The 20982-nt window shown below is 72.7% G+C and carries 17 protein-coding genes; 8 read left to right on the top strand and 9 right to left on the bottom strand.

The window, feature by feature from the left end; genetic code table 11:
• The first annotated feature begins 13 nt into the window (after positions 1–13).
• Entirely contained in the window at positions 14–592 is a 579-nt protein-coding gene (locus tag RMN57_RS35670) for a hypothetical protein (RefSeq protein ID WP_313767443.1), read from the top strand.
• An 80-nt stretch (positions 593–672) separates the two neighbouring features.
• On the opposite strand, the gene RMN57_RS35665 is transcribed toward RMN57_RS35670, so the two are convergent.
• Positions 673–1530, bottom strand: a complete 858-nt coding sequence (locus RMN57_RS35665; protein ID WP_313767442.1) for an alpha/beta hydrolase — start codon at positions 1528–1530, stop codon at positions 673–675.
• Positions 1531–1587: 57 nt separating this feature from the next.
• Between RMN57_RS35665 and RMN57_RS35660 the strand changes: the two genes are divergently transcribed.
• Positions 1588–2073 carry a MarR family transcriptional regulator gene (locus RMN57_RS35660; protein ID WP_313767441.1) on the top strand — a complete coding sequence of 162 codons (486 nt, stop codon included), beginning with the start codon at positions 1588–1590 and terminating at the stop codon, positions 2071–2073.
• A 313-nt stretch (positions 2074–2386) separates the two neighbouring features.
• Entirely contained in the window at positions 2387–4738 is a 2352-nt protein-coding gene (locus RMN57_RS35655) for a calcium-binding protein (RefSeq protein ID WP_313767440.1), read from the top strand.
• 73 nt (positions 4739–4811) lie between these two features.
• On the opposite strand, the gene RMN57_RS35650 is transcribed toward RMN57_RS35655, so the two are convergent.
• Positions 4812–6023 (bottom strand): ROK family transcriptional regulator, encoded by a 1212-nt coding sequence (locus tag RMN57_RS35650; RefSeq protein ID WP_313767439.1) that lies wholly within the window; start codon positions 6021–6023, stop codon positions 4812–4814.
• 162 nt (positions 6024–6185) lie between these two features.
• Entirely contained in the window at positions 6186–7031 is an 846-nt protein-coding gene (locus tag RMN57_RS35645) for an SDR family NAD(P)-dependent oxidoreductase (protein WP_313767438.1), read from the bottom strand.
• Between the two features lie 109 nt (positions 7032–7140).
• Here RMN57_RS35645 and RMN57_RS35640 point away from each other — a divergent pair, with 109 nt between their 5' ends.
• The 4 genes from RMN57_RS35640 to RMN57_RS35625 all read left to right on the top strand — a co-directional run bounded on the left by RMN57_RS35640 (position 7141) and on the right by RMN57_RS35625 (position 11498).
• A complete protein-coding gene (locus RMN57_RS35640) occupies positions 7141–7623 on the top strand; it encodes a MarR family winged helix-turn-helix transcriptional regulator (protein ID WP_313767437.1) in 483 nt (160 codons plus the stop codon).
• A 184-nt stretch (positions 7624–7807) separates the two neighbouring features.
• Positions 7808–9616, top strand: coding sequence for a SpoIIE family protein phosphatase (locus RMN57_RS35635; RefSeq protein WP_313767436.1), 1809 nt, complete (start codon positions 7808–7810; stop codon positions 9614–9616).
• 115 nt (positions 9617–9731) lie between these two features.
• Positions 9732–10736 (top strand): helix-turn-helix domain-containing protein, encoded by a 1005-nt coding sequence (locus RMN57_RS35630; protein ID WP_313767435.1) that lies wholly within the window; start codon positions 9732–9734, stop codon positions 10734–10736.
• 165 nt (positions 10737–10901) lie between these two features.
• Complete coding sequence (locus RMN57_RS35625; RefSeq protein ID WP_313767434.1) at positions 10902–11498, top strand: RICIN domain-containing protein; 597 nt, start codon at positions 10902–10904, stop codon at positions 11496–11498.
• Positions 11499–11896: 398 nt separating this feature from the next.
• Here the strand turns inward: RMN57_RS35625 and RMN57_RS35620 are convergent, their stop codons facing one another.
• From RMN57_RS35620 to RMN57_RS35600, 5 genes are all read right to left on the bottom strand, one after another.
• On the bottom strand, positions 11897–12871 hold the full coding sequence (locus RMN57_RS35620; RefSeq protein WP_313767433.1) for a hypothetical protein: 975 nt from the start codon (positions 12869–12871) through the stop codon (positions 11897–11899).
• On the bottom strand, positions 12868–13797 hold the full coding sequence (locus RMN57_RS35615) for an ABC transporter ATP-binding protein (RefSeq protein WP_313767432.1): 930 nt from the start codon (positions 13795–13797) through the stop codon (positions 12868–12870). Before RMN57_RS35615 ends, RMN57_RS35620 begins: the two co-directional genes overlap by 4 nt.
• A complete protein-coding gene (locus tag RMN57_RS35610) occupies positions 13794–14231 on the bottom strand; it encodes a GntR family transcriptional regulator (RefSeq protein ID WP_313767431.1) in 438 nt (145 codons plus the stop codon). The genes RMN57_RS35615 and RMN57_RS35610 overlap by 4 nt, the downstream gene beginning before the upstream one ends.
• Positions 14232–14316: 85 nt before the next feature.
• A complete protein-coding gene (locus tag RMN57_RS35605; protein ID WP_313767430.1) occupies positions 14317–16809 on the bottom strand; it encodes a DUF6185 family protein in 2493 nt (830 codons plus the stop codon).
• Between the two features lie 187 nt (positions 16810–16996).
• The gene (locus tag RMN57_RS35600) at positions 16997–17818 is read right to left on the bottom strand and encodes a DUF2182 domain-containing protein (RefSeq protein ID WP_313767429.1); all 822 of its coding nucleotides are present in this window, start codon (positions 17816–17818) and stop codon (positions 16997–16999) included.
• A 267-nt stretch (positions 17819–18085) separates the two neighbouring features.
• On the opposite strand from RMN57_RS35600, the gene RMN57_RS35595 reads away from it, so the two are divergent.
• A complete protein-coding gene (locus RMN57_RS35595; protein WP_313767428.1) occupies positions 18086–18739 on the top strand; it encodes a DUF1326 domain-containing protein in 654 nt (217 codons plus the stop codon).
• 105 nt (positions 18740–18844) lie between these two features.
• Here RMN57_RS35595 and RMN57_RS35590 read toward each other — a convergent pair whose 3' ends face one another.
• Positions 18845–20728: an amino acid transporter gene (locus RMN57_RS35590; protein ID WP_313767427.1), complete on the bottom strand. Its 1884-nt coding sequence runs from the start codon at positions 20726–20728 to the stop codon at positions 18845–18847.
• Positions 20729–20982 lie beyond the last annotated feature (254 nt).

Genomic DNA, 20982 nt, shown 5'->3' with positions numbered 1-20982 from the left:
CCAAGGCCCACCCATGAGCACCAGCACCCGCATACGAGCCGCCGTTCTGGCAGCCGTCGCCGCGATCGGGTTCGGCACCCTCACCACGGGTACCGCCGACGCCGCCCCCACCCCGAGCACCCCCGCGGCCGCGGAGGCACCCGCCGCCACCACAGCCGCGCTCTCCGCACCCACCCGCATCCCGGCGAACAGCGTGCTCTACCGGAACCAGGCCTGGTACTCGCCGGACCACCACATCATGCTGGCCATGCAGGGCGACGGGAACGTCGTCCTGTACCGCGACACCACCCCGATCTGGGTGGCCAAGGGCGCCATGCCCAACGGCAACATCCTGGCCATGCAGGGCGACGGCAACCTCGTCGTGTACGCGGCCGACAACACCCCGCTCTGGGCGAGCAACACCGGCGGCCGCACCGGCGCCGACCTCGCCATCTACAACGAGGGCGCCATCGCGGTCGAGCTGAACGGCAAGGTGCTCTGGAGCTCCGCACCGCCCGCTCCCAACCCCTTCCCGCCGTGCCCGCCGTGGGGCCCGCCCTACCCCGGCCAGTACATCCCGCCGTGGTGCCCGACCTGGCCCTTCCCCAGCTAGGGCAACTCCTTCGAGGGGGCGGCCCCGGAGCGCCCGCTCCGAGGCCGCCCCCTGCGTCAGCGCGCCGCCCGAACGCCAGGTCACTCCATGGAGCCCCACCGCACAGCCTCTCGCGGCAACCGGTCCAGGAAGGAAGCCAGTTCGGCGTTGAAGGCGGCCGGCTCCTCCATGTTCGGGTAGTGGGCGGCGCCCGGGACAGCGACGGCCCTCCCGTCCGGGACGGCCGCGATCAGGCGCAAGGACGCGCCGAGGTGGTCGGGAGTGTCCAGGGCGCCGTTGATCGCGAACGCCGGGACGGCGATGCCCGCGGCACGGTTCCAGGTGTCGGCAACGGGGATCCGGTGGTCGCTCTCGTCGGGCGCGTGCTTGAGAAGCGTCCCCACGGCCATCTCGTTCACCCGGGACACCACTTCGGGGGCGACGTCCGCGAGTTCCCGGTGCGGGCCGACGGTGAACCGCATGAACGCAGCCACCCAGCCCTCCACGTCTCCGGCCTCCAATGCGTCCTGCTGGGCGGCGAACGCGTCGAGCAGCCACGGGTCCTCGAACACCGGCTCGCTGGTACCGACGCCGCTGACGACGATCGCCCGGACCAGCTCGGGGTGTTCCAGTGCCGTGTCGACGGCGATGGCGCCGCCCATCGACAGGCCGACGAGCACCGCGGGGCCCGCGTCGAGGCCGCGGATCAGCTCGGCGAGGTCGTCGGCGGCCCGGAACGGGCGGGTCGCGTTGGCGGAGGCGCCGTGCCCCCGGGCGTCGGGGGCGATCACCCGGTGGTTCGCCGCGAAGGCCGGGATCTGCTGCTCCCACATGCGGTGATCGAGGAAGCCGCCGTGCAGGAACACGAGGGGCGGACCGGACCCCTCCTCGCGATAGGCCAGGTCGCCGTCGGAGGTCGGAAGGAATCGGGTCCGGGCGGGTGACAAGTAGTCAGTCATGACAACCAAGTTGTCATTCTTGGGCAAGATTGGCAACCGAGGTGTCATCCTGAGGGCATGAGAAGCGATCACGCCCCGGAACCTCCCGAGCCGTCCCAGGACGACCTCGCCGAACGCCTGACCGAGGTCTTCGACCTGGTCGGGCCGCTCTACCGGCGGGTCCACCGCAAGGTGGAGGACGCCGCGCCGGTCGAGGGTCTGCCCGTCGGGGTGCGTGCCGTGCTCGATCTGCTACGTACCCGTGAACCCATGACGGTGCCCCAGATGGGCCGGGCTCAGGCGCTCAGCCGCCAGTTCGTGCAGCGCATGGTGAACGACGCGGCGCAGCGAGGCCTGGTGGAGAGCCTCCCCAACCCCGCCCACCGGCGCTCCTCCCTGATCCGGCTCACCACCGCGGGCCGGACCGCCATCGAGGTGGTGCACGCCCGCGAACACACGCTGCTGCGCCGGGTTGACGGCGATCTCACCGGCGCGGACATCGACGCCTGCCTCCGCGTCCTCACCGCGATGCTCGCCCTGTTCGACGACGTGGAGGTGGACTGAGCACCCTGGCCCGAGCGCGCCGGCGGTCGGGAACCCCACCGGCGATCGCCGCCCCACCCGGACGACGCCCCAGCCCGGCTGCAGTCCGCCGCCGGGGAGCCCACGCGGGCGCTCACTCCATGGGGTGGAATCCGGCGGCCAGTGGGCGCAGCGGTGTGCCCGGGCACCGCCGGTGCGCCGCCGGGGCCGCCCGAAGCTGTGTGCCGACGCTTCGGGTGCGAGGGGCACCCGTGAGGAGACGGTGCCGCCGAGTGGGTCGCTGGACGCGGTGGGCGGCGCGACGACGATGAGATGAGAGGCAGAAGTGGACCGCATGCCCATGTCCCTGTCCGGTCTGAGACCGGGGTTCGGCCGGATCGGGGCGGCAGCAGCAGCCGGCCTGTTGCTCGCGCTGTCCGCTCCCGGGGTCGCGCTGGCCGCGCCGGGGGATCTGGACACCACCTTCGGTACGGGCGGCAGGGTGACGACCAACTTCGGCGGCGCTTCGTCGGAGGCCGATGCGGTGGCCGTGCAGCCCGACGGCAAGATCGTCGCGGTCGGCCACGCCGACATCACCGGCGACTTCGCGCTGGCCCGCTACAACACCGACGGCAGCCCGGACCCGACCTTCGGCACCGGCGGCAAGGTGACCACCGACTTCAACGGCGGCGACGACGGCGCCCGGGCGGTGGCGCTGCAGTCCGACGGCAAGATCGTCGTGGCCGGCCACAGCGAGGTTCCCGACGGCGGCGTCGGCTGGTTCTCGCTGGCCCGCTACAACACCGACGGCAGCCTGGACGCGGGCTTCGGCACCGGCGGCAAGGTGGTCGTCGACTTCGGCACCGGCGGCGCCGACGACGCCTTCGGGGTGGCGGTGCAGGGCGACGGGAAGATCGTCGCCGCCGGTCTGACGGCCGGTGACTTCGCACTGGCCCGGCTCACCTCCGGCGGCGGCCTGGACACGACCTTCGACGGCGACGGCAGGGCCACCACCGACTTCGCCGGCGGCGCCGACGCCGCGCGCGGGGTGGCGGTGCAGTCCGACGGCAAGATCGTCGCCGTCGGCTACACCGGGATCGGCAGCAACTACGACTTCGCGCTGGCGCGCTACAACACGGACGGCAGCCCGGACACCGGCTTCAGCAGCGACGGCAAGGTGGCCACCACCTTCGGCGGCACCGACTTCGGGCACGCGGTGGCCATCCAGCCGGACGGGCGGATCGTGGCGGCCGGCTACACCGGCAGCGACTTCGCGCTCGCCCGGTACAACGCCAACGGCAACCTGGACGGCGGCTTCGACGTCGACGGCAAGGTCACCACCGACTTCGGCAACAGCGAGATCGCCTACGGGGTGGCGGTGCAGCCGGACGGCAGGATCGTCGCCGTCGGCGACTCGGTCGCCCTCAACACCAGCGACTTCGCCCTGGCCCGCTACAACGCCGACGGCAGCCCGGACACCGGCTTCAGCGGCGACGGCAAGGTCACCACGGACTTCAGCGGCGGCTTCGACCACGCGCTCGGCGTGGCCCTGCAGCCGGACGGCAGGGCCGTCGCGGCCGGCCTCGGCGGGCCGGGCTCGGACTTCGCGCTGGCCCGCTACGAGGGCGGTGCCGGCACCCCGGCCGGCGTGGACCTCTCGGTCACCAAGTCCGGGCCCGGCAGCGTCACCGCGGGCGCCCAGGCCGCCTACACCGTGACGGTCACCAACAACAGCGCCACCACGGCGAGCGGCGTCACGCTGGCGGACACCGTCTCCGGACCGGCCACCGTGGTGTCGGCCACGACCAGCCAGGGCAGCTGCACCACCACCGCCACCACCGCCAACTGCGCCCTCGGCACCCTCCTCCCCGGCGCCGGCGCCACCGTCACGGTGACCGTCGGCACCACCGCGGCCGGCACGGTCTCCGACTCCGCGACCGTCAGCGGCGCCCAGTCCGACCCCGCCCCGGGCAACAACACCGCGAGCGCCAGCACCACCGTCAACGCCCCGGCCGGGGTGGACCTCTCGGTCACCAACTCCGGCCCGGCCACCACCAGCATCGGCGACACCCCCGCCTACACGGTGAAGGTCACCAACAGGAGCGGCACCCAGACGGCCACCGGCGTCACCCTGGCGGACGGCCTGACCGGCCCGGCCGCGCTGATCTCGGCCACGACCAGCCAGGGCAGCTGCACCACCACCGCCACCACCACCAACTGCGCGCTCGGCACCCTCCTCCCCGGCGCCAGCGCCACCGTGACGGTGACCATCGAGCCGCGGGCCACCGGCACCGTCTCGGACACCGCCACCGTCGGCGGCGCCCAGTCCGACCCCGCCCCCGCGAACAACACCGCCACGGCGACGACCACCGTGAACAACGCCCACGGTTGCACCATCATCGGCACCGCCAACGCGGACACCCTCGTCGGCACCGGCGGAACCGATGTCATCTGCGGCCTCGGCGGCAACGACACGATCAGCGCGGGCAACGGCAACGACACCGTCTACGCCGGCTCCGGGGACGACATGGTGGACGGCGGCTACGGCAACGACACCCTGATCGGCGGGCTCGGCAACGACCGGCTGAACGGCAGCTTCGGCAACGACTCGCTCGACGGCGGCCCGGGCACCGACACCCTGAACGGCGGCACCGGCTTCGACAGCTGCACCTCCACCGCCGGCGACACCCTGATCAGCTGCCCGTAACGGCGGCGGGGACACCACCCGGCACCGCACACCGCGGCCGTCCCTCCCCCCACCCGGGGAGGGACGGCCGCGCTCAGCCGGCCAGGGCGCTGCGCCGCTCGAAGACCTCGGGGCGGGCGATGTCCAGCGCGGTCGCGACGGCGCCGAGCAGGACGACCTCCTCGCCCAGCTCGCTCGGGGCCAGCCTGGGCCGCAGCGGGGTGAGGCGGTGCAGGGCCCGCTCCAGCGGCTCCAGCAGGAGGTCCGCGCTGTTGCCGATGCCGCCGCCGAGGACGACCAGGTCGGGGTCCAGGACGGCCGACAGGACCGCGACCGCGTAGGCGAGCTGTTCGGCGGCCCGCTGCACGGCCTCGGCGGCGAGCGGGTCGCCGGCGCGGGCCGCTTCGAAGACCTGCTTGGCCGTCAGCGGGCCGCGCATGCCGAGCTCCAGCGCGGTGCGGACCACCGCGTCGGCTGCGGCCGTCTGTTCGAGCGTGCCGCCCGGTTCGCCGTCCGGCCGGACGGGCAGCGGAACGAGGCCGACCTCGCCCGCCGCGCCGTGGGCGCCGGAGAGCAGCTCGCCGTCCTTGACCACACCGACGCCGAGGCCGGTGCCGACCAGCAGGTAGGCGAACATCCGGCTGCCCCGGCCCGCGCCCAGGGTGAACTCACCGTGCGCGGCGAGGTTGGCGTCGTTGCCGACGGTGATCGCGGTCTCCAGACCCGCCGCGATCCGGTCGAACAGCCCGCGTCTGCCCCAGCCCGGCAGGCTGGTGGCGTAGCGGACGCCGCGCCGCTCCTCGTCCCAGACGCCGGGTGTGCCGATCACGGCGTGGACGATCTCGCGGGCGGCCAGGCCCGCCTCGGCGGTGGTCTCCCGGGCGGCGGCGACCACGGCGTCGGCGACGGCGTTGGCCGAGCGGCCCTTGTTGGGGACGTCCCGGCGGGCGACGATCCGCCCGGTGAGGTCGGCGACCGCCACCCGCAGCCGGGCCCGGCCGATGTCGACGCCGAGCACGTGTCCGGCGGCCGGGTCCGGCTCGTAGAGCACGGCCGTGCGCCCCCGCTCGGGGACGAACCGGCCCGCCTCCCGGACCAGCCCGGCCTGCTCCAGCGCGGCCAGCGCGGCGGAGACGGTGGGCTTGGAGAGCCCGGTGTCCCGGGCGAGCTGGGCGCGCGAGGACGGGCCGCCGGTGCGCAGCAGTTCGAGCAGCAACCACTCGTTGTTGCTGCGCAGCCGCTGCCGGTTCCACGGCTGCGCCGGTGACGCGCCCGGCGGAACTGCGGTCGGCAGGTGGCGGCTCATCGGACGTCCTCCGGTCTCGGGCGCTGCGCGGGGCGCCCCCGTCGGCGCCCGGCCTGGGCACGGACCAGTATGACCCCTGGTCAATCCGGCAGGCGGACGGAGTGCCACGGAGTCGGCCACCGGCCCACCCGCCGCCGCACGCACGCCGTCAGCCGTCGGTCGTCAGCCGAGCCAGGAGCCGGTGAGCTGCTGGACGGCCGAGCCGTCGAGGTCGGTCAGCTTGGTGCCGACGAAGGCGCGGGCGCGGTCGGAGGTCTGGACGCGGAACGGCGGCCGCTCGGCGGTGAGGGCCTCGACGATCGGCTCGGCGGCCTCCTGCGGGGTCTGCGCCTGGCCGAAGGCGGCACGGGTGCGCTCGACGTAGGCGTTGAGGGCGGGGGCGTACGGGCCCGCCGCGGCGAGCAGCGCGGGGAGGTCGATGCCCTGGTTTCCGATGAACTCGCTGGACACCGCGCCCGGTTCGACGACACTGACGTGGACGCCGACGCTCGCGGCGACCGGGGCGAGCGACTCCATGAAGCCCTCGACGGCGAACTTGGCGGCGCAGTAGGCCTCGTTGAAGGGCTGGCCGACGACACCGCCGACGCTGGTGACGGTGACCACCCGGCCGCCGCTGGCGCGCAGGTGCGGCAGCGCCGCCCGGGTCACGTCGACCACGCCGAAGAAGTTGACCTCCATCGTGGCGCGGACCGGGTCGAGACCGTCCTGCTCGACGGTGCCGACGTAGCCGGCGCCGGCGTTGTTGACCACGGCGTCGAGCCGGCCGTGGCGGGCCAGGACCGCGTCCAGGCACTCGGCGACGGAGGCGGTGTCGGTGACGTCCAGCCGGGCGACCTCCACCCGCTCGGCGACGCCTGCCTCGGCGGCGGCCGCGCGCAGCGCGTCGGCGCGGCCGAGGTCGCGCATGGTGGCGACGACGTGGTGGCCGGCGCGGGCGGCGGCCACGGCGGCCGCGAGGCCGATGCCGGAGGAGGTGCCGGTGATCAGGACGACACGGGTGGTGGCCATAGGGGCTCCCGGTTGGTGCGAGGGTTACGTGTGTGCACACACACCATGTGCGTGCACACACACCATAGGCAATGCGTGCACGCACACGCAAACAGGTAGAGTGCTCGGCATGGCGCGCACCGATCTCACCCTGGGCGAGCTGAGCACCCGCGACCACGCGTTCTACGGCCTGGTCTGGGCGGGCACCACGCTCAGCGCCCTGGTCGACCAGGCCCTCACCAGGGCGCACGACCTGCCGCTGTCCTGGTTCGAGGTGATGCTCTGGCTGAACGGCCAGGACGAACCGGTGGCCGCCTCCGACCTCGGCGCCAAGACGCTGCTCAGCCGCAGCCAGGTCTCCCGGGTGGTCGACGCGCTCCGGGCCCGCGGCCTGGTCGAGCGCGCCCCCTCCCCCACCGACGCCCGCTCGGTGCGGATCGCCCTCACCGCGGACGGCCGCCGGGCCTTCGCCGAGGCCGACGCCACCCGCCGCGCCGCCCTCGCCGAGGTGTTCCACGACCGGCTGGACGAGGCCGACATCGCCGCCCTGGAGACCGTCTGGGCCAAGCTCAAGCAGCGTCGGCCCCAGGACGGTCCGACCACCCCGGGCTGAACCCGCCCGCGGCCGAGCCCGCGCATTCGCACCCGTTTCGCACCCGTGCCCGCGCCTGCGACACATCGCGCCCGCGCGTGCGACGCCCCGCGCCCGCGACGGTCCGGCTACAACACCGCAACCGGTCGGTCAAACCTTCACCGGTCCCTGGGCGTGCCGCGCCGCGGCGCGTGATCATGGACCTATGCGGTTCCGGCACGGCAACGGAGGAGAGCGCGCCACCCCCGCGGGTCCGGTGAGCCGGGCGCGCGCGGCAGCGGCGGCGCTCGTCGGGGGCGGCGGCTCCCCGGCCGGCGACAGTCCCGATCTCCTCCGTGACGTGCTCGCGACGGCTCCGGTCGGCATGGCGCTGGTGAACGAGCGGCTCCGCTGGCAGTACCTCAACGCGGCCTTCACCACCGCCACCGGCCTGAGCCGTGCCGACCTCCTCGGCCGTCCGGTCGACGAGACCGCCTTCGCCGGCGCGGGCGGGACGCTGCGCCGGGTCCTGGGCGACGGCCGCGACCTTGAGCAGCTGACCGGCGACCCGGAGGCCCCCGGCGCGCCGGTGCCGCGCGGGCTGCGGCTGCGCTACCGGGCGCTGGTGACCGGCGGGCGGACCACCGGCATCGTGATCGCGGTCCTGTACGACCCCGAACCCGCCGAAGACCTCCGGCGCGAGCTCACCCGCGCCCGCGCCCGGCTGGCGCTGCTGGACGCGGCCGCCGAGCGGATCGGCACCTCCCTCGACGTCGACACCACCTGCGCGGAGCTGGCCGCCTTCGCCGTGCCCGGCCTGGCCGACCTGGCCACCGTCGACGTCCTGCCGTCCGACGCACCCGTCCGCGCCGGGCGCCCGCCGCGCACCCGGCTGCACCGCACCGCGGTCCAGTACGCCGAGGGGCTGCGCGACACGGTCACCGCGCTGGCCGGGCCGGGCCAGTCGGTGCGCCACCGGGAGGGTTCGGCCGCCGCCCGCAGCCTGGCCTCCGGCACCTCGGTGCTGGCCGACGGGCTCCGGGGCGACGACCTCGCCGAGTCCGCCCCCGATCCGGCGAGCCTGGCGGCGTACCGGGCGACGGGGGTGACCTCGCTGCTGGCCGTGCCGCTGATCTCGCGCGGCCAGCTGATCGGGCTGCTGACGCTGGCCCGCACCGCCGCCTCCCCCGGCTTCAGCCCGGACGAGGCCGTCCTGATCGGCGACCTGGCCGGCCGCGCCGCCACCAGCCTCGACAACGCCCGCCGCTTCACCCGCTCCCAGGGCATCGCGCTGGAGCTGCAGCGCGCACTGCTCAGCGAGCCCGGCAGCCCGCACCAGAACCTCGACCTGGCCTCCCGCTACCTGCCCTCCGGCACCAGCTCGGTGGTGGGCGGCGACTGGTACGAGACGGTGCGGCTGCCGTTCGGGCGCACGCTGCTGGTGATGGGCGACGTGATGGGGCACGGCGTCGAGGCGGCGGTCGACATGAGCACCTACCGCTCGACCCTGCGCGACGTGGCGGGCATGGACCTGCCGCCGCACCGGATCCTGCGGCAGCTCGACACCGTCATCGCAGCCAACGAGTCGGCCCGTCCGGCGACCTGCCTGCTCGCCCTCGCCGACCCGGGCCGCGGCCGGTGGACGCTCTCCAGCGCCGGCCACCTGCCGCCCGCCCTGATCGCCCCCGGCCGGCCCACCGAGCTGCTGCAGATCCCCACCGGTCCGCCGCTCGGCACCGGGCTCGGCGGCTACGAGCAGACGGCACGTGAACTGCGCGTCGGCGAAACGCTCCTGATGTACACCGACGGGCTGGTGGAGCGGCGCGACGAGGACATCGACGTCTCGCTCGAACGCCTCGCCGCCCTCCGGCTCCCCGCGGAGGGCGAGCTGGACGACCTGCTCGATGCCGTCCTGCACGCCCTCGCCCCGGCCGGCCCGTCCGCACCGAGCGCCGAGGACGACATCGCCGTCCTCGCCGCCCGCCCACGCCCCCGCCCGGAGGGGGCACCCCCGAACGGCCCCGCCCCCCGCTGACTCGCCGAGCGCTCGGGCCCCGGGCCCGGTCGGCGATTCGGCCCGTTCAGGGCGCCCCATGTCAGCGGTGCGAGAATGCCCATGCCAGGGCAGGACGCGAATCCAGGGGGTAACCATGCTGACCGAGTCGGTGTTCCGGACCGAGGACGTGGCGCCGACGGACCGCTTCGACTGCTGGCACCAGCAACTCGCCGAGATGAGCGCACCGTTCGATGTCCGCACCGAGCACGCCGCCGACTTCCGGGCGGAGCTGCGCATCGTGACGCTCGGCGAAGTCCGCTTCTGGACCATGGAGCACCCACCGATCACACTCCGCCGCCCGCCGAAGCTGCTCCGCCCGACCGACCCCGAGCTCTACCACCTCTCGTTACCCTTCGGTGGCCCAGCCCGCGTGGTCAGGTCGGACGGCCGCGGCGACTGCAGCCCACACGACGTGGTGCTGCACGACAGCGCGCGGCCGGCCCTCCTCCGGTTGAGCACCGACGATCCCGAGCAGCGGATCACCGGTGCGGGCGTGATCATTCCCCGGCACGTGCTGCCCCTGCCGCCGGGCCGCGTCGGACGGCTGACGGACCAGCGGCTCCCGGGCCGTGAGGGGGTGGGCGCCCTGCTCACGCAGTTCCTCACCGGACTCGCCGCCGACACCAGCGCCTACCGGCCTGCAGACGCGCCCAGGCTGGGCACCGTCGCACTGGACCTGGTGTCGGCACTGCTCGCCCACCACCTCGACGCCGAGGAGGCACTGCCGCCGGAGAGCCGGCGCCGAGCGCTGACGCATCGGATCCGGGCGTTCATCCGCACCCGGCTGCACGATCCGGGCCTGAGTCCCGGCGCCGTGGCCGCCGCGCACCACATCTCCGTGAGCTATCTGCACCGCCTCTTCGAGGGCGAGGAGGAGACCGTCGCCGCCTGGATCCGCCGCCAGCGGCTGGAGCGGGCCCGGCGCGACCTCGCCGACCCAGCCCTGGCCGCCGTCCCGGTGCACGTGATCGCGGCCCGCTGCGGCTTTCCCCGCGCCGCGGACTTCAGCCGCGCCTTCCGAGGCGCCTACGGGCTGGCGCCCCGCGACTTCCGCCACGATGCCGTACCGCTCGCGGCTCCGGACTCGCCCCGCCGTTGAGTGGACACGGCCGAGTGGACGGAGAGCCAAGCGACTGTGAACCCTGTGCCAACGACATCCAGGCTCGGGCCCGGCAAGCTGACAACGCGTCCACAGAACGGGGCCTCGGCGAGGAATCCCTTGGCGGACGCGGCCAGTTGACCACACCTCCGAAGGGATCACGCCATGTCCAGCACCACCCACCACGGGCTCTGGAAGAAGTCGCTGTCGGCCGCTGGGGCCGGCCTCGCCGCCCTCGTGCTGGCGGCCACCGCCCTGGGCGTCCAGGCCCACGCCGAGCCGCAGGACGACGCCGGCACCGCCGTGAGTGCCGAGGAGACCGACCTGGGAGCCCTGGCGACCCACGACACGCTCGCCGCCGGCCGCCTGCTCTACATCTACAACAGCAGCGGCAAGTGCCTCGAAATCGAGAACTCCTCCACCAAGAACGGCGCCCCCGCCCAGCAGTGGACCTGCAACCGGCAGGCCGGCTCGAAGTGGTACCCCCATGCCCTGGGCGACGGCTGGTACAACTTCAAGAACGCCAGCGGCAAGTGCCTGGAGATCACCAACTCCTCGACCGGCAACGGCGCCAACGCCCAACAGTGGACCTGCAACCAGCAGGACGGCGCGAGGTGGCGGGTCGAGCGCGCGGCCGACGGCCACATCGTCATCAGGAACCACAGCGGCAAGGTCCTGGAGATCACCAACTCCTCGACCGGCAACGGCGCCAACGCCCAACAGTGGTCCTACAACGGCCAGTCCGGCGCCTGGTGGCACTGATCGACCGGGTACCGCCCGCCAAGGGGGCGGGCGGTACCGCACACCGCTGACCGGTCGGCCCCGGACGGATCGTCCGGGGCCGACCGGTCAGGAGTTCACCCGGCGCCGCTGCACCACGTCCTACCGCTCGGTTTCAAACTCGAACCTTCGCAAACCACCCTCCACGACGCCGACCGCTGCCACCTGTCGCCTTACCCTCCGCCAGCCCTGACGGGGTGCCTGCCAGCCGGCGTAGAGTCGCTTCGCTATCAGGTGATCTTCATCGAGGCGGAGCCGGGCGTCGCCGGAGAGCAGGACGCCGTCGGCCCCGGCCCGGCGCGCGGCCTCCCGGTCAGCCACCCTGACGCTCACACGGCGCGCGCCCGCAGCCGGAGATCGCCGGTAACCTACGGCGGGGGTCAGGACGCCCGGCGGCGTACCCACCAGACCGCCGCGGCGCAGGCGGCGATTCCCACCGCTGCCATCCAGCCCGACTCGGCAATCTGGAACGGCCAGTAGCGCTCGCCCGGCTGGTACACCTGGTGCACCGAGTAGCCGCCGTCCCGGACCAGCCGTTCCAACCCCCCGAAATCCTGCCCGAGCCGATAGAAGTCCCCATCCGGGAGCCGTCGGCCGGCCGGATCGGCGAACCACATACTGCCGACCCAACGCTGGTCCGCTGCCGGCTCCAGCAAGGAGTGCACGACCCCCTCCAGGGGAGGCAGGTAATGGAACCGCAGCGCCTCCCCGGCAAAGGAGCCCGCCACCGAGACGACCAGGCCGACCCCGACCGACACCACCGTCCGGCGCAGCACGGCGCCCGCCAGTGCCGCGACGCCGAACGCAAACAGCGCCCGGCCGACCAGCGAGGGCGCACTCTGCGCGAACACGGCCGGGCTGAACCGGCCCCACTGCCGCGCGGCCGGCTCGCTCCACCAGGCCAGCAGCAGCCCGAGCAACGCCGACCCGACGCCCAGCACCGCACCGGCCAGGGCCAGACCGGCCGCCGTCCAGCGGGCCCGGCCCGCTCCCTGGGTCCAGGCGAAGCGGAAGGTACCGTGCTCGAACTCCCTCGCCACCAGCGGGCCACCGGTGAAGGCGCCGAGCGCGCCGCCGAGGAACGGCAGCAGCGCCTCCCCCACCCGGATCGGCGTGCCGTACTCGTGCAGGAAGGCCTTCCAGACCCGGGCGCAGGCCTCGGCACCCGGATCGCAGCGCGCGGCGCCCGAGTCCTCGAAGCCCGCGTGGATGTACAGGCCTGTGGCCGCCAGCAACACGGCCGCGCCGGCGAGCACCCCCAACAGGGTCAGCAGGGCGGAGCGGTGGCGCAGCCAGGACGCCTGAAGGACGCCCGCCCGGCGCGCGGCGGAGGAAGCGGCGGCAACGGCGCTCACGACTGCAGCACCCTCTCGGCTCGACGTACGGCCCCGCTCGGGCCGGGGAGTGCGGATGCGGCGGGTTCGCGCAGGTAGGAGAGCACCAGCTCCTCCAAGCCGATGCGCTGCTGGCGCCAGCTGCCGCCGACCGGGGCGTCCGCGCCTCCGGTGCGCACCAACAGGTGCGACTGGACGCCGGCCCGGCGGTCGCGGACCACCGGGAGTCCGGCGGCGACCGCATCGGCCTCGGAAGTGGGGCCGGTGAGCATCCGGTGGCCGGCCAGCAGGTCGTCCACCTCGCCGCTGACCTGGACCCGGCCGCCGACCAGCACCACCAGGTAGTCGCAGGTCTGCTCCAGCTCGCCGACGGCGTGCGAGGAGAACAGCACCGACAGGCCGTCCTCGGCGACGGCGGTCAGCAGCACGGCCATGAAGTCGTGCCGGGCCAGCGGGTCGAGTGCGGCCAACGGCTCGTCCAGCAGAAGGAGTTCTGGGCGCTTGGCCAGGGCGAGGGCGAGTGAGACCTGCGCCTGCTGACCGCCGGAGAGGCGGCCGTAGCGACTGTCCAGCGGTATGCCGAGGCCGTCCAGATGGGTACGGGCCCGGGCCTCGTCCCAGCGCCGGTTCAGGCCGCGGCCGATCCGGAGCAACTCGGCGGCGGTGAGGCCGGGGTACAGCGCCGCGTTCTGCGCGACGAAACCGATCCGGTCCAGCGCCCGCGGAGATCCGGGGAGTTCACCGCCGAGCACACTCAGCATTCCCTCGGACGGGGCGGTCAGCCCGGCGGCCAGGTTGAGCAGGGTCGACTTGCCGGCGCCGTTCGGGCCCACCAGCGCCACCACGCGCCCGGCCGGGACGGCCAGATGGCAGTCCCGCAGCGCCCATGAGCGGCGGTAGCGCTTGCCCAACCCGCCGCAGTCGATCACCGTGTCCGGTGCCCTCACGCCACCACCCCGTCGTCCCCGCTCCGCAGGTCGCGCAGTGCGTCCTCGAACACCGCGACCATCCCCTCCTCGTCCAGCCCGACCGCCCGCGCGCTGCGCATCCAGTCGATCAACCCGCCTCGCAGCGCGGCCCGTTCGCGCAGCGGCACGACGCCCGCGGGCAGACCGCGGACGAACGTGCCCTGGCCGCGCCGGCCGACGGCGATCCCCCGGTGTTCCAGCTCGCGGTACGCCTTGAGCACGGTGTTGGGGTTGATCGCCAGCCCCGCGACCACCTCCCGCACCCGGGGCAGCTGGTCCCCTTCCTTCAACCACGCGAGCCGGAGCGCCTGCTCGACCTGATGCACCAGCTGAAGGTAGGTCGGGACACCGGAGGCCGGGTCCAGGCGGAACTCGATAGGGCAGGACGCCCGCTCTACTTTATCCACTTCCATAGTTAATGAGTTAAGTAGGATCGTGACCGATCGTCAACCCAAGAAGGGGCAAAGGGTCGCCTGGCCGCTCCACGGCGGAACGGGTTCAGGGGTTGTCCGAGCTCTTGGGAGGGTGGCCTGCACCACTGCTGAAGAACTGCCAGATCGTCAGCATGGCGACGACCTGCGCCACCAGGTAGGCGACCTGGACCGAGAACGCGCGCATCTGGTAGACCGAGAACAGCAGACCCACACGCGTCGGCCAGTACTGCCGCTCGCCGTGGAACGTGTCGATGTCCATCTGCAGGCTGGTCAGCGTCAGCACGAAGAGCATCAGCGATGCCGCCACGGCGGTGTTCCCGAGCGGCTGGTCGAGCAGGTGTCGGACCAGGATGTCGATCGCGACGGGCAGCGCGAACGCGATTCCCAGGGAGAGCGCCCGGGCCGGTCCACGACGTCCGGGCAGGAGCCGCCAGAGAACGCCCAGGGTGAACCCTGCTCCGGCCCACGTCACTTCCCATGCAAGAAACGACGTGACGACGCTCGGCAGGCCGAGATAGGTGTAGAGGGTCGTCACCCACGCGTCCCCCTTGATGAAGTCCTCCCACAGCATGACGCCGCTGGCAGGGATTCCGACGATGCCGGCCAGGGATGCGGCACGCCTACCGTTCTCCCACCAGGAGTCGTGCGGGCCGAAGCTCAGGGCAACGTCGACGGGCGTCACCTGCGGAGGGAAGGAGACGCTCCCGGCCTGGCCGGGATGCAACCACTGCAGCTCCTGGAGCTCACCTTCAAGATCATTCCTACTCTCTCCGGGCTCTCCCGAACCACCCCGATCCGCATGGTGCAACCGCGAATGAAGTTCTCGATATCGCCGCGCGAGGCCCATGACGCCGTCTCGGTCACTCTTTCGAAGCCTCGAACCGAGCCGGTCATCGCCCCCCGCCTCTTGGTTGAGCACCGCGTATCGCCGGCCGACCGCCAGGAGAAGTTGGATGACGACGATGTTGAGCACCAGCCACACGGATACGAGAACATCGCTTTCCGCATACCACCCCAGCCCGAGCGCAACGACCGTGGAGAAGAACAGCGCAATCGGAATCCTCTCCCGCCGCCCCGGCTCCAGCCAGGAGGGGGAGTCGCTCGGGCGGAACTTCAGGACGACTGCAATAGCGAGCCCGGTAAGCACCCACGCCCAATTGAAGTAGGCCCATGCCGGGACCAGTCGGGGCAGCCAGTCGAGGCCCCTCCCCAATGCCTGGAGGTGATCCGGACCATAGGACGGACTGAGCTTCTCATGGAGCCAGGACGCGCGCTGCCAATCGTGCTCCGTCGCCCACACGTAGCAACCGACGACAAGTACGGACACGGCAAGCAGCCTCAGCATCCAACGAGCCGGCGGGACGCCACCCGACGGGTTGGAGCGGCCTCTCAATGTCCGCGACACCCAGGCCGCAATGCCCACGAGCCACATCCAGAGTGCGACCGTCCCGACGAGGGTGATGGCCAGGAGCGCGGGTCCGTCGATCACGGCCGATCCGGAGAAGAGCTCCGCCGGCAGACCGAACAGCTCTGGTACGCCGACCACCAGAAGAGCCCCGGCGCCGGCCAATGAGATCGCCAGCCCTGTTCGAACCCCCGGCCTGGCCAGGAGCACCAGCACCCACCCCGTTCCGAGACACAGGAGGGAATCGCCCCTGCCATCTGCCAAGTCGCGCAGGCTGAGCCCCGACACCAGGAAGAGCAGGACGGCAACAGCCGCGCTGATACCACCCCAGTGCAGCAGCGTGCGGCCGGCCGAACTACCCGTCGGCGAGGTGGACTCAAGAACTGCTCGTCTTGCCGCGATCATTGCGAGCAGTGAAACGCCCAGCCACCATGCCAGACCTCCGACACTGCTGAGCTGCCGCCACGGTGGATCGGCGGCACTCGCCGCCACCTTCTGCTGCCATGGCGGCAACAGATACAACTCGACCGCGGGAGCCTGTGATCCGGCCGGAGTGAGCCACGCGAGGGTTTCGGAATCACTCTCGGACGGGGCGACACGCAGCCGCGTCACATCGATCCCATTGGGGTCCACCTCGACGCGTTTCCACCACGCCGACCGGAGGGCGCTGGGCCGCTCAAGGGTCACTCCCCAGTGCGCCCCGAGTGTCTCGATTCTCCAAGGCCCGACATAGTAGTAATCGCCTCTGTCGAGCCATGAATACGCCTCGTAGTAGACGGTGGTCGTACTTCCGGATGCCGTGACCTTCGGATGGCGCGGAATCCACTCGTCGTAGCGCGTCGTCTCGAACTCCCCCTCCTGTCGAATGAGGCACCGCATGGCCCGGCGGTATTCGTCCGATGCCACGCTCAACTTCAGATCGGCGGCGTACTTCCACGCCTGGGGGACCTCGATCGTCATCGCCGAGCGGGCCCGTACGTAGGTGAGATCCCGGTGGTCCAGCGCGATCGAGGTGGTGACCTGGGCCGTTGCCAGCTGCTGGACCTCGCACCGGTCCTCGTCGGCCGCCGCGGCCGGGCGCGCGAAACCGACGGACAGGAGTGCGACGAGAATCGCCAGGCATCCACACGCCTGCACGGAGAGGTACTTCACGAACCTGGGTATGACTCGCCCCCCAGTTCAGATCTTGCACGAACCAGACAGGATTCGGAGCGAAGTCTGCACCGGGCAGGACGAGGGTTGCCACCTCAACCGGAGGGTCGGGGCGCAAAGATCACCCACAAGGCCGCGTCCGGCCGAACCGTTCGTACCTCCGGGTCGGCAGCGCGGGGTGCACGCCTCACGTCGGCGCCATCATGTCGTCCGACGGCTGCAGCCCCGGCAGCAGCCAGTCCTGGAAGGGCGCGAGCACCGCGAGGGCCAGGAACACCACGCCCATGACGCGGGCGAGCTGCGGGCCCCGGTACCAGAGCTTCTCCAGGAAGATCAGCACCGCGAGCCCGGCCATCGCCGCGATGTTCATGGCGCCCAGCGGAATCAGGACCACCATCAGCGCCCAGCAGCAGCCCAGGCAGTACCCGCCGTGGTGCAGGCCCACCCGGAGGTCGCGGGCCGGCGGCCGGTAGGCCGCGTAGCGCATCAGCTGCGCCATCGGACTGCGGCAGTGCCGTAGGCAGATGTTCTTCAGCGGGCCCAGTTGGTACAGCCCGGCCAGCGCGAAGGCGGCCACGGCGATCCACGTCCCGACCTGCGGATCGCGCTCCACCGCACGTCCGGTGAGGGCCAGGCCACCGTACGCGAGCAGGCCGAAGGCCGCCCACACGAGCAGGTAGCCGGCGAGGAACTCGGTGGTGCGCAGCGCGCGCGTGGAGCCGCTGGACTGCCTGGCGATGCCCTTCGCCCAGGTCACCGCGACGGGGGCGACCGACGGCAGCATCATCGCCGCCATCATGGCGACCCAGAGCAGCAGGAACGCGGGCAGCGCCATCCCCATGGTGCCGGGCCCGATCCCCATGTCCAGGGCCTGGCCCACGGTGAGCACCCAGGCCAGCGCGGCGATCAGGACGATCAGCGACCAGGCGACGGCGAGGTCCCGGGCCGGTAGCAGGACGCCCTGCCGCAGCGGGCGGTCGTTGGCGATGGGGCCTTGAACGGTGTGCATGGTGCCCTCCTGCCGACCCCCTTCCAGCAGAGCACGGAACCGGTCCCGGCAACACCCCGCCCGCTGCCCGTGCGCGACCGTTCGCCGCCGGGGCCGGTGACCGGGAGCCCTTGGTGCTCCTGCGCCGGGAGCGCAGGATGGAAGGGAGAGGCGATGACCCGCCCCACCGGGTGCCGGGCACGGCCGGACGAGCGCGGCTCGTCGGGCCGGGGCCGCGGAGGCCCCGCTCCCCGGTTCGCCGGAGCGGGTCGGTGAGGAGTGCGCGCGATGACCGAGGCGGCGACGACCGTCCCTGCGTGGCGTGTCGCAGGCGACTGGTTCGATGTGTGCAAGTGCAACATTCCGTGCCCGTGCTCGTTCGCTCAGCCACCGACCTACGGTGACTGCGAAGGAGTCCTGGTCTGGCACATCCGCGAGGGCCACTACGGCGAGGTCCGGCTGGACGGCCTCAACGTGCTGATGCTGGGCTCCTTCGTCGGCAACGTGTGGGCCGAGCACTCGGACGCGTACGCCGCCGTGTTCCTCGACGAGCGTGCGGACGAGGGGCAGCTGGGCGCCCTCCAGATGATCTTCGGCGGGCAGGCCGGCAGCTGGCCCGCGCAGCTGGTCACCATGCTCGGGCCGGAGATGCGGGGCATGGACATCGCCCCGATCGAGGTCGAGTTCGCCGACGACCTCGCCACCTGGCGGGCCGCCGTCCCCGGCCGGGTCGAGGCCCGCGCCGAGGCGCTGACCGGCCCGACCACCCCGGACGGGGCGCGGGTGCAGTCCACCGGACTGCCCGGCTGTGAGACGGGCCCCGGCCAGCTCGCCACCTGGGGCCGGGCCACGACGGACCGGGCCGACGCCTTCGGCTTCACCTGGAACCGGGCGGGGCGCTCCAGCAAGACCATCACCTTCGACTGGTCCGGCCCCGACTGACGGGTCTCGGCCGATCCCGGGAGGTCCTGTCCCGCCCCGAACGGCCGGGGACGGGCCGGCGGTCGCCGCCGGCGGCCCGTCCCCGGCCGATCCACCGCCGCCCTCCTACCCCACGTGGACGCGGGGGCGGCGCGAGCGGTCGGGCTCGGCCTCGCGCAGCACCTCGCGGGTGACCGGTGCGACCTCGCCCTGCCCGAGCAGGAAGAACCGGAAGAACTGGGCGAACGGGCTGCCCTCGGTCCACTCGAAGTAGATGTGCGGCTGCTCCCCGGTGCGGTCGCGGATCGACAGCAGCAGCGCGGCGAGGGCGTTGGGGACGCTGGAGCTCTCCAGGGACAGCACGCGGTAGCGGCCGTGCAGCACCTCGCCGCGCACCGTCAGTGCCGCCTCGAACTCGGACGGGTCGCGGACGGTCACCTCGACGAAGACCAGGTCGTCCTCGGCCGGGATGTCGTTGTCCGCGCGGATCTGGCGCTTCTTCTCCTGGTACTCCGCGAGGTCGCGGCTGCTCGGCTCGTTGGCGATCAGGCGCAGCGGGCGGTGGGTGTAGTCGCGGATGAAACGCTCGGCGGCCTCGTCGAAGGTGACGTCGGTGACGCGCAGTTCGAAGGCCCGCCGCAGGCGGGAGAGCAGCGAGACGAGGATGATGCCGGCGATGAAGCAGGCCCCGATCTTCACGCCGTCGGGGCGTTCGGCGATGTTGATCGCGGTGGTGTAGAGGAAGACCGCGGCGATCACGGCGAAGCCGACGGTCCAGTTGCGCTCGCGGGCCTTGTGGGCGGCGATGGTCACCGCGATCGCGGCGGAGCTGATCAGCACCAGCACGCCGGTGGCGTACGCGCCGCCCTGGGCGTCCACGTCGGCGTCGAAGATCCAGGTGACCAGGAAGCCGATCAGGGTCAGCACGATCACCATCGGCCGCACGGCCCGGGCCCAGTGCGGGGCCATGCCGTAGCGGGGGAGGTAGCGGGGCAGCAGGTTGAGCATGCCCGCCATCGCGGAGGCGCCGGCGAACCAGAGGATCAGGATGGTGGAGAGGTCGTAGACGCTGCCGAAGGCGCTGCCGAGGTTCTCGTGGGCCAGGTACGCGAGCGCCCGGCCGTTGGCCTCGCCGCCGGGCCGGAACGCCTCCTCGGGGATCAGCAGGGTGGTGATGAAGCTGGTGGTGATCAGGAACGCGCTCATGATCAGCGCGGCCGTGGTGAGCAGCTTGCGCGTCCCGCGGATGCGTCCGGTGGGCTTCTCCTCGGTGTCGTCCGGGTCGCCCTCGACGTGCGGCATCACGGCGACGCCGGTCTCGAAGCCGGAGAGGCCGAGGGCCAGCTTGGGGAACACCACCAGGGCGACGCCGATCATCACGAACACGTTGCCGTGCTCGGCGGTCAGCGCGTCGGACCAGTCGGTCACCACGTGCGGGGCCTGGAGGACGTGCCAGAGGCCGTTCACCACGACGACGACGTTCAGTGCGAGATAGACGCCGACGAGCGCCACCGCCAGGCCCATCGCCTCGCTGAAGCCCTTCAGGAACACACCGCCGAGCAGGGCGACCAGCAGCAGCGTGATCAGCACCTGCTTGCCCGACAATGCGCTGCTCAGGTGCGGGTTCTCCACCAGGTGCGCGGTGGCGTCGGCCGCCGAGAGGGTGATGGTGATCATGAAGTCGGTCGCCGCGAAGCCCAGCAGGGCGAGGACGAACAGCTTGCCCTTCCAGAACGAGAGCAGCCGCTCCAGCATGGCGATCGAGCCTTCGCCGTGCGGGCTCTCCTTGGCCACCCGCCGGTAGACCGGCAGCGCGCCCGCCAGCGTGACGATCACCAGCACGATGGTCGCCACCGGGGAGAGCAGACCGGCCGCCAGGGCGGCGATGCCGGGCTGGTAGCCGAGGGTGGAGAAGTAGTCCAGACCGGTCAGGCACATCACCCGCCACCAGCGGGCGCCCTTGTGCTCGACCGGCGTCTGGGCGTGCGGGCCCGGGTGCTGCTTCGCCATGTCGGACAAGCCCTCCAGCAGCCACGCGCGGAATCTCCCGCCGCGCGCCGAAGGTATCGCCCCCGTGTCAGCCGAACTCACCCTGTGCTCCTGTCCGAAATCGTTCCCCGTGCGCCACCAGGCCCGATGGCAAGGCGACAGGGTACGCGAGCACCTGTTCGGCCCCACCGCCGGCACCGACCCGGCCGTCGGGCGGCCCGCGCGCCCGCCCGACGGCCCGCCCGCGCCGCAGGCGTCCCGGTCCGCGACGGCCG

This window comes from Kitasatospora sp. CM 4170 (genome assembly GCF_032110285.1).
Classification (GTDB): Bacteria; Actinomycetota; Actinomycetes; order Streptomycetales; family Streptomycetaceae; genus Kitasatospora; species Kitasatospora aburaviensis.
Note: the sequence above shows the minus strand (reverse complement) of the source record. Positions and strands in the feature narration are given on the sequence as shown.